The organism is Shewanella sp. QJM3NY_23, from assembly GCF_056173105.1.
In genome coordinates, this window is sequence record NZ_CM149657.1 from 2,965,140 (window position 1) to 2,979,124 (window position 13,985).

Consider the following 13,985-nt stretch of genomic DNA (forward strand, 5'->3'; position numbering starts at 1 on the left):
GCAGAAAAGCAAAAAGCCGTTCATTTCTGAACGGCTTCTTTAATTTGGCAGGGGTGGCAGGACTCGAACCCGCAACCATCGGTTTTGGAGACCGCTGTTCTACCAATTGGAACTACACCCCTGTTGACGTGTGGCATTATGCAAAAACAGCCTCCAAAGGTAAAGTACTTTTTCAAGCTAAATCACCTGACTGCCTCTTTTTCATACAAGACAACCTATATCATCGATATTATGTGCATTTTAGCATCAGGTCAGTGTCACAAAGGATCTAACCTTATACGTGACAAACACTCATACTCACCATAATGAATACCAATGTTAGACATATTTAAGCCAAGTTTAGCTTAGTTAACTCAACAACTGCCAAGTAGACTAGACCAAAGAATGCTGTATCTTGGAGGCAGTCGTCATGTGGACGAGCATCTGCCGTACCGAGATGTAAAAACCGTTTTAGATACTCTCTTACATCATCAAGTAAAGAACAGATTCCCCCACATTCGTGTTCTTAAATAAACACTTAATTGATTTGATTAAGCCCCCCCCTCTCTAATAGCTCGTATGCAGGATGAAACCAAGGTTATGTAACCCCCCCCCCTGTGTCAGGATTGTTGTCACCCCTTAAAATCATCCAATAATTAAATAAAGGGGGCGGTCAATGAGAGCTCAATGGCACGATATTCACCTGAACGTAAAGACGCTGTCTTAAAGAAATTATTACCTCCCCACAATATGACGGTCACGGAAGTGGCTCGCAGTGAGGGGATCTCCTACCAAACCCTGTATCATTGGCGAGATAAAGCCAAAAAAGAGGGTCGCCCTGTGCCAGGTAAAACATTAACCAGTAATGATTGGTCAGCTGAAGCTAAGTTTGCAGTTCTCATTGAAACAGCACCAATGTCAGAAACTGAAATCAGCCAATATTGCCGAGAAAAAGGCTTGTTTCGAGAACAAGTTCAGCAGTGGAAACAAGATTGTTTAGGTGGTTTTAAGACGAGTGAAGTTCAAGCTAAAACGATTAAGCAGCAAGCCAAATCAGACAAGGCAGAAATAAAATCCCTGCAACGAGAATTACGTTATAAGGAGAAGGCACTCGCTGAAGCTGCGGCTTTACTGGTGCTTAGAAAAAAGCTCAATGCGCTTTGGGAGGACGACAGCGAGGAGAGTTAACGCCTTTGCCTAAGCGCATAACACTGGTGGATTTAATACAAGAAGCTTATGCCCACGGTGCGCGTCTTTACAAAGCTTGCGCTGAAGCAGAGTTAAGTAAACGGACGTATCGCCGCTGGTATCGAGCAGGAAAAGTGCAGGCAGATTTAAGGCCTACGGCAGTAAGACGGGCGCCTGCTAACAAGCTTAATGATGATGAGCAAGAGCAGATATTGGCAACCTCTAATGAGGTAAGGTTTGCAAGCCTACCTCCCTCACAAATCGTGCCGACACTGCTTGATGAGGGGGTCTATATCGCTTCAGAGTCGAGTTTTTATCGAGTGTTAAAAGCCAATGAACAATTAAATCGGCGTGGGCGAAGCCAAGGCGTAACAAAAAGAAGCAAACCAGATGCTTACGTTGCAGATGGGCCAAACAAAGTATGGTCTTGGGATATTACTTATTTAGCCTCGGTCATCAAAGGGCGCTTTTATTATCTGTATATGTTTGAGGATATTTATAGCCGTAAGATAGTGGGTTATGAAGTCCATGACCGAGAATGTGGTGAGCTAGCGGCCGAGTTAATGCAGCGCAATATGCTACGTGAGCAATGCTTCAAAAAACCGTTAGTACTGCACTCTGATAACGGTGCTCCGATGAAGTCATTGACGATGAAAGCCAAGCTTGAAGAGTTAGGTGTTACCGCTTCGTTAAGTAGACCAAGCGTAAGCAATGACAATCCTTACTCCGAAGCATTATTCAGAACCTTAAAGTATCGGCCGGAATGGCCTAGCTCTGGCTTTAAAAACATCACCGAGGCACGGGAATGGGTAGAAGAGTTTGTGACTTGGTACAATACCAAACATAAGCACAGTAAGCTCAATTTTGTATCACCGAGTGAGCGACATGCGATGCAAGATAAAGCGATTTTATCTAAGCGTAAGGAGGTACTAGAAGAGGCAAGATCAAGAAACCCTAAACGCTGGCCAAACGGTATAAGGAACTGTGACGTTATCGGTGAGGTAGTGTTGAACCCAAAAAAAGAGTCTGAAACTGAAACAAGAAATGCAGCTTAAAATTTAAGTAAAGAGTGCCAACTACCTTGAAAAACACCGCCCCCCTTAAAATCAAAATGTTTTAAATAGAGTTTTCCATTTACACTAGACCAAATGGAGAATCACATGAAAAAGACACGTTTTACTGAAAGCCAAATTATCAATATCTTCAAAGAAGGCGAGTCTGGCGCACTCACGATGCCAGAGTTATATCGCAAACATCATGTAGGTCAAAGCACCTATTACAAATGGAAATCAAAATACGGTGGGATGCAAGCCTCAGATTTAACCCGTATGCGTGAATTAGAAGCCGAGAACGCCAAACTTAAAAAGATGTTTGCGGATGTCAGCTTACAAAACATGGCACTCAAAGATTTTCCTAATATCGAGTTTGAGTGATAAATATTGTCAATTTTAGGCTTTGAATGTTGTGAGTGTTATCCGAGTTAGTGGAGCGCATCGCTTCAGATGCTAGCGGAACGATAAGTCATTAATTTTTCTATTTAGTCGAGTAAGTAGCTATGTTATCCGTTTAATCTGACGTCTTCACCTAGCCCCTCTAATGAATGAATATTCACTTAATCATCAGGTGCAATTACTGATTCAGTCACAGAATTAAAATGGAGAGCGAAAGTTATTAGCCCACTATGCCATTAATGAATTTGGCCTAGGTGTTGTGTTGGCTTGTAATGCGTTAAGTATCAGTCGCTGCACATTTTATTATCAACTTAAACGTATCGATGATAATGACATCATTGAGGCTGTATCAGACATTGCTGAGAAAAATAAGGCCTATGGGTTTCGGAAGATATTTAAGCGGCTACGACTCCTAGGGCATAAATGGAACCATAAACGTGTGTACCGTATTTATTGTGGTTTGAAGCTTAACTTACGGCGTAAAGGCAAAAAGCGCTTACCTTCTCGAGAGCCTGAGCCACTAGCCGTTCCTGGAAAGGCAAATGAATGCTGGTCAATGGATTTTATGAGCGATAACTTATTTTCTGGAAAGTCGTTTAGAACATTTAATGTCATTGATGATTATCATCGTGAAGCTTTAGCTATCGAAGTGGATTCGAGTTTGCCAGCTCAGCGAGTAATACCAGTACTTGATAGGGTTGCCGCCTATCGAGGTTATCCAAAGCGGTTAAGACAAGATAATGGACCTGAGTTTACCTCACATGCAATTGAGATTTGGGCTGAACAACACGGCATTATTAATGCCAGGTAAACCTATGCAAAATGCGTATATTGAACGATTCAACCGCACTTATCGAAATGAAGTATTAGATAGTTACTTGTTCAATAGCTTGACTGAAGTTAGGGAAATCACAGATAGTTGGATTGAAGAGTATAATTATGATCGGCCACATGAATAACTGAATGATTTACCGCCCAAATTGTATGAGCGGTTAAATAAGGAAAACTCTCTTAAAATATGATCGATATAAGGGATGGTTACACATCAAGCTGCGCTTGGAGGCCGTTCAAAATTCTGTGTCAGGCTAAGTTTAAATCTCTAGCACGCTGTCTAAACGTCCTTCAAAATAAATCGCTAATTGAGATAAACAAAGGCTCCAATTGTGAATGGGCATTGTCCATTTATTCGATGCGTTCAATATGCCAGTATAAAGTAGCTTCAACAAGCTATTTTCATTAGGAAAAGCGCCTTTAGTTTTGGTTAATTTCCTAAATTGACGATGAACTGCTTCCACCGCATTGGTGGTGTAAATCACTTTTCTGATGTGCTCTGGATACTTAAAGTAGTGCGATAAATTTTGCCACTTTCGGCGCCATGATTTGATAACTAATGGGTAAGCATCCCCCCATTTAACCTCCAGCTCATCTAACGCTAACTCCGCCGCTTCCTTGCTCACAGCGCGATAAACACACTTTAAATCGGCCATGAACGCTTTCTGATTTTTCGAGGCGACATACTTCATTGAGTTGCGTATTTGATGAATAACGCACAGCTGCGTCTCTGTGTTGGGGAAGATACTGGCGATGGCTTCAGGAAACCCTGTCAGACCATCAACACAGGCGATAAGGATATCTTTTACACCGCGATTATTAAGATCGGTCAGCACAGATAACCAGTAATTAGCCCCTTCATTTTCAGATAAATGCAGGCCGAGTATTTCTTTTTTACCTTGCATATTAAGGGCTAGTAGGGTGTACACCGCCTTGCTGATATAACGCCCGTCCTCTTTGACTTTGTAATGTATCGCATCGAGCCAGACAATCGGATAATGGCTGTCTAGTGGGCGCTGTTGCCAAGCCTTAAGTTCAGGAATGAGTTTGTCTGTGATAGCGTTAATGGTCGCGTTAGAGACATTAATGCCGTACATTTCTTCGACGTGCTGATTGATGTCACGGTAGCTCATCCCCATGCTGAACATCGACAGCACTTTGCGATCGATTTCATCGGTGAGCGTGGTTTGATTCTTTTTAATCAACTGAGGCTCAAAAGAGCCATTTCTATCGCGAGGTGTGTCTAACTCAAAGCTGCCAGAGGGATGCTTAATCGTTTTAGCCATCTTACCATTCTTGCGATTAGGCTGTTCATCCTGGGCCAAATGCTGCTCAAGTTCGGCTTGCAAGGCAGCTTCGGTAAGTTGTTTAATCAATGGGCCAAGAATACTGTCTTTGCCTGTGAGGCTTTTACCGGCTTGAAGATCTTTAAGGGCTTGTTCAAAGTTAAAAGGTTGAGTCATGTGTCATTCCTGTTTTTGTACAGTTTACTGAAATGACACAGAATTATGAACACTACCTGCGCTTGATAAGCGCAGACGCTTCCCCCTACTCTACATGAGTTTGAGCCTCACTACGTTCGGACTTTTTATTTCCCCATGTTCGAGTGGTTATCTCCAGGCTAAAACGAAAAAAGCCCCAACACGCAGTGCTGGGGATTTATCGACTCTCTTTCGAGAAGTATTAGGCGTCTGTTATGGCCAGCTACGCTAAAGCTTCGCGCTCATATGCACATCGCTTACGCGATATTCACCCTACTATCACATGGGTTATACCAATTGACTTAATTAACTGACCAGGTTAATCCAATCTCTATCACATATTCTTTTTACGCGGCTTCGCTCGCTCCTAAAACGATTCCATGCTTTAGTACATTGATTCACTATATCGTCATATCCATCAAAACAACGGTTGGCTAGCTCATTTTGTCTCATCCATTGCCATACTTGCTCGACAGGATTGAGTTCTGGGGAATACGGTGGCAACTTGATAATGGTAAGGTTGTCAAACTCGTCAGCTAAAGACAGTTGGTGCCAGCCTGCTCCATCCATAATAACGACTGCATGTCGCCCTAAAGGAGTTGTTTGAGAGATCAATGACAAGTGCTCTATCATGACTTCTTTGTTACTACATGGCGTGATCAATGCCTCTGTTTTACCGTTGCTGGGACAGACTGCGCCGAACAAGTAGGCATATTCGAATTGTTGTTGCTTAATTGCTCTTGGTCTTGAGCCTTTTAGCGCCCAAACTCGAGTCGTCGTGTTTTGCTGGCCAAATCTGGCCTCATCTTGGAACCACACATCGATCCTATCAAGCGGTAAATGGCCTGGGGTGTTAAGGATCGTTTCCATGAGGAAGGTTTTTAAAAAGGCGTTGAGCCTCTTCATTTTGTTTCGGATGCTTAGAGCGGCTTGTTATCCACGAAAAGCCTAATTGATGAAGCAGCCTATAGACATTTCTGCCCTCATATTCAACACCAAATTGAGTGTGTATAAACTCACCAACGTCTTTTGCTTGAAGCCGTCCGCCATAAGTAGAAGAACTTCTTTCCTTCACAAAACCTGCGATAGATTCTAGCTGTTGCGGTGTTAATCTAGATGGCCGACCAGGATTAGGCGTATCCTTCAAACTATCAATTCCGTCCGTCAAGTAGAGGGTGACCCACTTATTTACACTGCCTCTCGCTACCCTTAGGTACCTTGCAATCTCAGTTCGTGATTTGCCTTCAAGAAAATGGCAGATGGCAAGATAGCGAACTTTAATACGACTGCGTTTTTCTTTTTTTGCTAAGTGCTCTAATTCAGCTACAGACATATAGATACCTAATTGATAATGGGCACTAATTAGATCATATATTTACTTCAATTGGTATTATAGCCTCATATTCGAATGATTATTGCAAAGCTGTTAAACGAAAAAATCCCCAACACACAGTGCTGGGGATTTATCGTTACTGTTTTGTCTTCACTTTTCTAAAAAGTGAAAACCAAAGTGGCGTCTGTCATGGTCAGCTTCGAGCTAGCTCTCCGCGTTCAGCGCCAGCATCAAGCTGCGCTTGATAAGCGCAGACGCTTCACCCTACTCTACATGGGTTTGAGCCTCACTACGTTCGGACTTTTTATTTCCCCATGTTCGAGTGGTTATCTCCAGGCTAAAACGAAAAAAGCCCGTTGCATTAGCAACGGGCTTTATCGTATTAGGCGTCTGGAAATGACCTACTCTCACATGGGGAGACCCCACACTACCATCGGCGCGATTGCGTTTCACTTCTGAGTTCGGGATGGGATCAGGTGGTACCACAATGCTATGGTTTCCAGACAAATTTGGGCTATTACTTTCAGCTTTTTAAAAGCTAAAGGTAAAAAATCTAGAAAGCTGCTCTCGGCTCTGTATTTCAAGAAGCAAGAGAGTTTAAAATTGAGTCACACTAAATCAAGTGGCGGTATTCTTTCGCTAAAGTTAACCATTAACTGAAACCCTTTTGGGTTGTATGGTTAAGCCTCACGGGTCATTAGTACAAGTTAGCTCAACGCCTCACAACGCTTACACACCTTGCCTATCAACGTAGTAGTCTCCTACGGCCCTTTAGAGGACTTAAAGTCCTAGGGATGACTCATCTTAGGGCTCGCTTCCCGCTTAGATGCTTTCAGCGGTTATCGATTCCGAACGTAGCTACCGGGCAATGCCATTGGCATGACAACCCGAACACCAGCGGTTCGTCCACTCCGGTCCTCTCGTACTAGGAGCAGCTCCCTTCAATCATCCAACGCCCACGGCAGATAGGGACCGAACTGTCTCACGACGTTCTGAACCCAGCTCGCGTACCACTTTAAATGGCGAACAGCCATACCCTTGGGACCGACTTCAGCCCCAGGATGTGATGAGCCGACATCGAGGTGCCAAACACCGCCGTCGATATGAACTCTTGGGCGGTATCAGCCTGTTATCCCCGGAGTACCTTTTATCCGTTGAGCGATGGCCCTTCCATTCAGAACCACCGGATCACTATGACCTGCTTTCGCATCTGCTCGACGTGTATGTCTCGCAGTTAAGCTGGCTTATGCCATTGCACTAACCGTACGATGTCCGACCGTACTTAGCCAACCTTCGTGCTCCTCCGTTACTCTTTGGGAGGAGACCGCCCCAGTCAAACTACCCACCAGGCACTGTCCTCAACCCCGATTCAGGGGCCAGAGTTAGAACATCAACACTACAAGGGTGGTATTTCAAGGTTGACTCCACAAGAACTGGCGTTCCTGCTTCAAAGTCTCCCACCTATCCTACACATGTAGGGTCAATGTTCAGTGCCAAGCTATAGTAAAGGTTCACGGGGTCTTTCCGTCTAGCCGCGGGTATACGGCATCTTCACCGCAATTTCAACTTCACTGAGTCTCGGCTGGAGACAGCGTGGCCATCATTACGCCATTCGTGCAGGTCGGAACTTACCCGACAAGGAATTTCGCTACCTTAGGACCGTTATAGTTACGGCCGCCGTTTACCGGGGCTTCGATCATGAGCTTCTCCGAAGATAACCCAATCAATTAACCTTCCGGCACCGGGCAGGCGTCACACCGTATACTTCCTCTTGCGAGTTTGCACAGTGCTGTGTTTTTGATAAACAGTTGCAGCCACCTGGTATCTGCGACTCCCGTCAGCTTAGAGAGCAAGTCTCATCACCAACAGGAGCGTACCTTCTCCCGAAGTTACGGTACCATTTTGCCTAGTTCCTTCAGCCGAGTTCTCTCAAGCGCCTTGGTATTCTCTACCCAACCACCTGTGTCGGTTTGGGGTACGATTCCTGCTAACCTGAAGCTTAGAAGATTTTCCTGGAAGCATGGCATCAACTACTTCAGTTCCGTAGAACCTCGTCATCAACTCTCAGTGTATGTGCACCCGGATTTGCCTAAGTGCACCACCTACAGCCTTAAACGCGGACAACCAACGCCGCGCTAGCCTAGCCTTCTCCGTCTCTCCATCGCAGTTAGCAGAAGTACAGGAATATTAACCTGTTTCCCATCGACTACGCCTTTCGGCCTCGCCTTAGGGGTCGACTCACCCTGCCCTGATTAACATTGGACAGGAACCCTTGGTCTTTCGGCGAGGGGGTTTTTCACCCCCTTTATCGTTACTCATGTCAGCATTCGCACTTCTGATACCTCCAGCGTGGGTTACCCCTTCACCTTCAACGGCTTACAGAACGCTCCTCTACCGCACTAGCGCAAGCGCTAGTACCCATAGCTTCGGTGTATTGCTTAGCCCCGTTAAATCTTCCGCGCAGGCCGACTCGACTAGTGAGCTATTACGCTTTCTTTAAATGATGGCTGCTTCTAAGCCAACATCCTAGCTGTCTAAGCCTTCCCACATCGTTTCCCACTTAGCAATAACTTTGGGACCTTAGCTGATGGTCTGGGTTGTTTCCCTTTTCACGACGGACGTTAGCACCCGCCGTGTGTCTCCCGAGTAGTACTCATTGGTATTCGGAGTTTGCAAAGGGTTGGTAAGTCGGGATGACCCCCTAGCCTTAACAGTGCTCTACCCCCAATGGTATTCGCTCGAGGCGCTACCTAAATAGCTTTCGAGGAGAACCAGATATCTCCCGGTTTGATTGGCCTTTCACCCCCAGCCACAAGTCATCACCGCATTTTTCAACATACGTGTGTTCGGTCCTCCAGTTGATGTTACTCAACCTTCAACCTGCCCATGGCTAGATCACCGGGTTTCGGGTCTACACCTTGCAACTAAACGCGCAGTTAACACTCGGTTTCCCTACGGCTCCGCTATTCGCTTAACCTCGCTACAAAATGTAAGTCGCTGACCCATTATACAAAAGGTACGCAGTCACGGTCTCAAGAACCGCTCCCACTGCTTGTACGTATACGGTTTCAGGTTCTATTTCACTCCCCTCACAGGGGTTCTTTTCGCCTTTCCCTCACGGTACTGGTTCACTATCGGTCAGTCAGGAGTATTTAGCCTTGGAGGATGGTCCCCCCATGTTCAGACAAGATGTCACGTGTCCCGTCCTACTCGTTTTCACGTAAAGTTAGTTTTCATGTACGGGGCTATCACCCTGTGCCGCTGTGCTTTCCAACACATTCCACTAACACCCTCTACGCTTAAGGGCTAATCCCCGTTCGCTCGCCGCTACTAGGGGAATCTCGGTTGATTTCTTTTCCTCCGGGTACTTAGATGTTTCAGTTCCCCGGGTTCGCCTCACAACACTATGTATTCATGTTGTGATACATGCTTATGCATGTGGGTTTCCCCATTCGGACATCGTTAGCTCAAATGCTTGTTACTAGCTCGCCAACGCTTTTCGCAAGTTACTACGTCCTTCATCGCCTCTGACTGCCAAGGCATCCACCGTATACGCTTAGTCACTTAACCATACAACCCAAATGAGTTTCACAAGGAAACAAACTTTATCAAGCGGGTAAGCTTGATGTTGTATCGCAACTAATGGTGTTTACTTTCGCCAAAAGAATACTCATGAATCATCATTACAATGACTCGGCACTTGATTTAAGTGTTTGAGAACTCAATTTTAATTTTCGCGTCAATGCTACAAACCATAACCACCTACAAAGTAAGCAATCACAGTCCCTTTCACATTAACACTATCAGCTTTCCAAATTTTTAAAGAACAAGCATCGCCGTTAAGACGTGCCACCTGCTCTAACAAGAACAAGTTATCTGTGTGAACACTCAGCAAATATTGAGTTAGTCGTATAGGTAAGGAGGTGATCCAGCCCCAGGTTCCCCTAGGGCTACCTTGTTACGACTTCACCCCAGTCATGGACCACACCGTGGTAAACGCCCTCCCCGAAAGGTTAAGCTATCTACTTCTGGTGCAGCCCACTCCCATGGTGTGACGGGCGGTGTGTACAAGGCCCGGGAACGTATTCACCGTGGCATTCTGATCCACGATTACTAGCGATTCCGACTTCATGGAGTCGAGTTGCAGACTCCAATCCGGACTACGACAAGCTTTGTGAGATTAGCTCCACCTCGCGGCTTTGCAACCCTCTGTACTTGCCATTGTAGCACGTGTGTAGCCCTACTCGTAAGGGCCATGATGACTTGACGTCGTCCCCACCTTCCTCCGGTTTATCACCGGCAGTCTCCCTAAAGTTCCCACCATTACGTGCTGGCAAATAAGGATAAGGGTTGCGCTCGTTGCGGGACTTAACCCAACATTTCACAACACGAGCTGACGACAGCCATGCAGCACCTGTCTCAGAGTTCCCGAAGGCACTAAGCTATCTCTAGCGAATTCTCTGGATGTCAAGAGTAGGTAAGGTTCTTCGCGTTGCATCGAATTAAACCACATGCTCCACCGCTTGTGCGGGCCCCCGTCAATTCATTTGAGTTTTAACCTTGCGGCCGTACTCCCCAGGCGGTCTACTTAATGCGTTAGCTTGGGAACCCAGTGTTCAAGACACCAAATTCCGAGTAGACATCGTTTACGGCGTGGACTACCAGGGTATCTAATCCTGTTTGCTCCCCACGCTTTCGTACCTGAGCGTCAGTCTTTGTCCAGGGGGCCGCCTTCGCCACCGGTATTCCTTCAGATCTCTACGCATTTCACCGCTACACCTGAAATTCTACCCCCCTCTACAAGACTCTAGTCTGCCAGTTCGAAATGCAATTCCCAGGTTGAGCCCGGGGCTTTCACATCTCGCTTAACAAACCGCCTGCGTACGCTTTACGCCCAGTAATTCCGATTAACGCTTGGACCCCTCGTATTACCGCGGCTGCTGGCACGAAGTTAGCCGGTCCTTCTTCTGCGAGTAACGTCACACCTAAACGCTATTAACGCTTAAGCTTTCCTCCTCGCTGAAAGTGCTTTACAACCCGAAGGCCTTCTTCACACACGCGGCATGGCTGCATCAGGCTTGCGCCCATTGTGCAATATTCCCCACTGCTGCCTCCCGTAGGAGTCTGGGCCGTGTCTCAGTCCCAGTGTGGCTGATCATCCTCTCAGAACAGCTAGGGATCGTCGCCTTGGTGAGCCATTACCTCACCAACTAGCTAATCCCACCTAGGTACATCCAATCGCAGAAGGCCCGAAGGTCCCCTCTTTTCCCCCGTAGGGCGTATGCGGTATTAGCAGTCGTTTCCAACTGTTATCCCCCTCGACTGGGCAGTTCCCTAGGCATTACTCACCCGTCCGCCGCTCGTCAGCAAAGAAAGCAAGCTTTCTTCCTGTTACCGCTCGACTTGCATGTGTTAGGCCTGCCGCCAGCGTTCAATCTGAGCCATGATCAAACTCTTCAATTAAAGTTTTGTTGTTTGACTTACGTCAAACGGCTCAACGAATTCTGTTCGAACTAATCTTGCGATTAATTCTTTGTACATATTGCTATGAACACTCATCACCTCTCGTGAGAGAAAGTGAAAGAATTGGTTGATTTAATTCTTTGATTGCCAACCCGAAGGTTAGGCAATTTCGATTAACTCAACACCTGTGAGTGTCCACACAGATTTCTTGTTCCATCTTGTTAAAGAGCGCTGCTAACATCAGAGCAATTAATGCGTTAAGTTAGCTGCCGTTGACGCTAGGTCGTTGGCTTAGGGATGCGTATTTTACACGTCCCGTTGTTGGCGTCAAGTGCTTATTTTAAGAAGTTTTCCAAGCGATGATTTCTTAAACAGAAGTCACCAATCGAAGCCCTTAAAAGCGCTTGTCACCTGAATTAAATCTCCGAAGAGTTTAACTCGCATCTCTTTGTTAAAAGAGATACTGACTTAGCTGCAAGTCCCGTACTACCTAGGTAGTTGGCCTGCTGTGCCGTGTCAGTGGATGCGCATTATAGGTAGTTCTCGGTTGGGCGCAAGGACTTTTTCCGGATTAAATCACGCCCGCGCATTTTTCAAACAAAAAACGATAAAACCGCTCTATAAAAGTCACTTGCCCACTCAAGATGCTCAATTATCATGCGATAAATGGCTCGGTATTTAACGAGGCATTGCTAAGCGGGAAGATAAGTCTGGCACAGATTGATTCACTTTGCAGAAAATGTGTAAAAATTTGCCAAAAATTATTTATCGAGTCGATAGATTACTGAGCGTCGATGATAGGTGCGCCATAGTTAGTCTCTCTATCGTCTACATCGTAGGTAATAGGAGCTATGCTTTAGATATCAAGCTTAGCCTAATGCGGCTTGACATTAGTATGATGTGCCCACCGCCATCTTCATCAACATGCAAAAATAAGCCTAAGCCAAACGCCCTTTTAGCTTCCGCCTCTGACTCGGCATCCCTTAGGGGCTTTTGCATACAGGCACAGAAAAAGGGAAGTGGATTTGTTCTATTGAATATGGTCCTAATAAACAATTGGACCATTTTGCACCCTATATTTTGCCCCTTATTTAAGTACTGGTTCATTTCCAGTGACTATGTTGCGTCAACGAAGCGGTCACATTTGCTGTTTAACGTAATGTTGTTTAAGTTTTGCATATCCTTGATGGCGGCGTTATCTTGACACGATAGAAGCTATTTTTGCCTCACGTTGATAATCTGCTTAACTGGCAGGTAGCGCATATTTCGTTAGGTATATAAAATCAGGTAGCACACACGCTTATCTTATTATGGACAGCAAGATGATTAAAAATCGGTACTATGCACTATTACTTACACTACTATTGTGCCCTGCGGTATTGGCGACAACAATTTATAAGTGGGTCGATGAGAATGGGGTGACTCATTACAGTCAACAGGTCCCACCAGAAAAGCCATCGGAAACATTGTACAGCGAAGAGATAGAACAACAGAAAGTGGGATTTATTGCGCCAAAAGAGAGTGAAGTTAGCCTGCCAGCTAAAAGCCCCCAACAAACCGCAGCAGAAGCAATAGTGCTACAAGATAAAGCACAAGCAAAAGCGATTTGTAGCAATGCTAAACATCAACTCAACCTACTTAACACCCACACCAGACTGACACGAAAAAATGAACAAACAGGTGATATGGAGAGAATGACGGAAGAACAAAGGCAAGCTGCCATGTCGGCGCAACAAGAGAAAATCAGCCTATTATGTGTAAAATAAACCGACTTGCTCCATGAGAACTTAGCACCAGTAATTCTATTTTAAACTGAGCGTCAATCTATGACGCTCCCACACTATACATAGAACGGCTAATGCCATCCTCACAAGCCTTAACGCCTGAACGCCAACCTTTATCAAATTCAGTTAATCCATCGAGGACGGGATCTTTCATTGACTCGACGTTAACATTATTAGTGGGGTCAATCTTCACTGTTACCGCGCTACGACAGCCTATATTGTAACCATAGTGATACAAGCTATCATATTCGACATTTCCGACACCTATATAAGTTGCACTTGTTAACGATTCAGGCGTGGTACTCGATGAGCTGCTACACCCAGTTAATGCAAGAGCTATTCCTAACAATAAGGCTAATTTGGCATTCATTCATGACTCCTTCAGTACAATGACGTTCAACACGCTGTAAGTATAGCGGTGACGATATAAGGTAAGGCATCATTAATTGGAATATCCACTCGATGATGGCTTAAC

Annotated in this window: 5 protein-coding genes, 1 tRNA gene, 3 rRNA genes and 2 pseudogenes; 4 read left to right on the forward strand and 7 right to left on the reverse strand. The window is 45.4% G+C overall.

Annotated elements, in window-relative coordinates; genetic code table 11:
• Positions 1-45: 45 nt before the first annotated feature.
• Positions 46-122, reverse strand: a tRNA-Trp gene (locus tag AC0VXX_RS13210).
• 544 nt (positions 123-666) lie between these two features.
• Here AC0VXX_RS13210 and AC0VXX_RS13215 point away from each other — a divergent pair.
• From AC0VXX_RS13215 to AC0VXX_RS13225, 3 genes and pseudogenes are all read left to right on the forward strand, one after another.
• Positions 667-2,222, forward strand: a protein-coding gene (locus AC0VXX_RS13215; protein WP_475514016.1) for an IS3 family transposase whose coding sequence is annotated in 2 segments (ribosomal slippage) — positions 667-1,120 and positions 1,120-2,222 — 1,557 coding nt in all. Because the reading frame shifts where the segments join, the coding sequence is not laid out codon by codon here.
• 105 nt (positions 2,223-2,327) lie between these two features.
• Positions 2,328-2,576 (forward strand): annotated as a pseudogene (locus AC0VXX_RS13220) (transposase); the annotation flags it as partial.
• 253 nt (positions 2,577-2,829) lie between these two features.
• Positions 2,830-3,574, forward strand: a pseudogene (locus AC0VXX_RS13225) (IS3 family transposase); the annotation flags it as partial.
• Between the two features lie 135 nt (positions 3,575-3,709).
• Here the strand turns inward: AC0VXX_RS13225 and AC0VXX_RS13230 are convergent.
• From AC0VXX_RS13230 to AC0VXX_RS13250, 5 genes are all read right to left on the reverse strand, one after another.
• The gene (locus AC0VXX_RS13230; RefSeq protein WP_475514612.1) at positions 3,710-4,912 is read right to left on the reverse strand and encodes an IS256 family transposase; all 1,203 of its coding nucleotides are present in this window, start codon (positions 4,910-4,912) and stop codon (positions 3,710-3,712) included.
• A gap of 324 nt (positions 4,913-5,236) precedes the next feature.
• Positions 5,237-6,263 (reverse strand): IS630 family transposase gene (locus AC0VXX_RS13235; RefSeq protein WP_475514613.1). Its coding sequence is split into 2 segments (ribosomal slippage): positions 5,237-5,806 and positions 5,808-6,263, totalling 1,026 coding nucleotides; the frame shifts between segments, so codons are not numbered across the junction.
• A 388-nt stretch (positions 6,264-6,651) separates the two neighbouring features.
• A 5S ribosomal RNA gene (rrf, locus tag AC0VXX_RS13240) occupies positions 6,652-6,767 on the reverse strand.
• Positions 6,768-6,939: 172 nt separating this feature from the next.
• Positions 6,940-9,833: ribosomal RNA gene (locus AC0VXX_RS13245) — 23S ribosomal RNA — on the reverse strand.
• 346 nt (positions 9,834-10,179) lie between these two features.
• A 16S ribosomal RNA gene (locus AC0VXX_RS13250) occupies positions 10,180-11,726 on the reverse strand.
• Together the 16S, 23S and 5S rRNA genes form the textbook arrangement of a ribosomal RNA operon.
• Positions 11,727-13,048: 1,322 nt before the next feature.
• Between AC0VXX_RS13250 and AC0VXX_RS13255 the strand changes: the two genes are divergently transcribed.
• The gene (locus AC0VXX_RS13255; RefSeq protein WP_475514614.1) at positions 13,049-13,492 is read left to right on the forward strand and encodes a DUF4124 domain-containing protein; all 444 of its coding nucleotides are present in this window, start codon (positions 13,049-13,051) and stop codon (positions 13,490-13,492) included.
• 58 nt (positions 13,493-13,550) lie between these two features.
• Here the strand turns inward: AC0VXX_RS13255 and AC0VXX_RS13260 are convergent, their stop codons facing one another.
• Positions 13,551-13,880 (reverse strand): hypothetical protein, encoded by a 330-nt coding sequence (locus AC0VXX_RS13260; RefSeq protein WP_475514615.1) that lies wholly within the window; start codon positions 13,878-13,880, stop codon positions 13,551-13,553.
• Positions 13,881-13,985 lie beyond the last annotated feature (105 nt).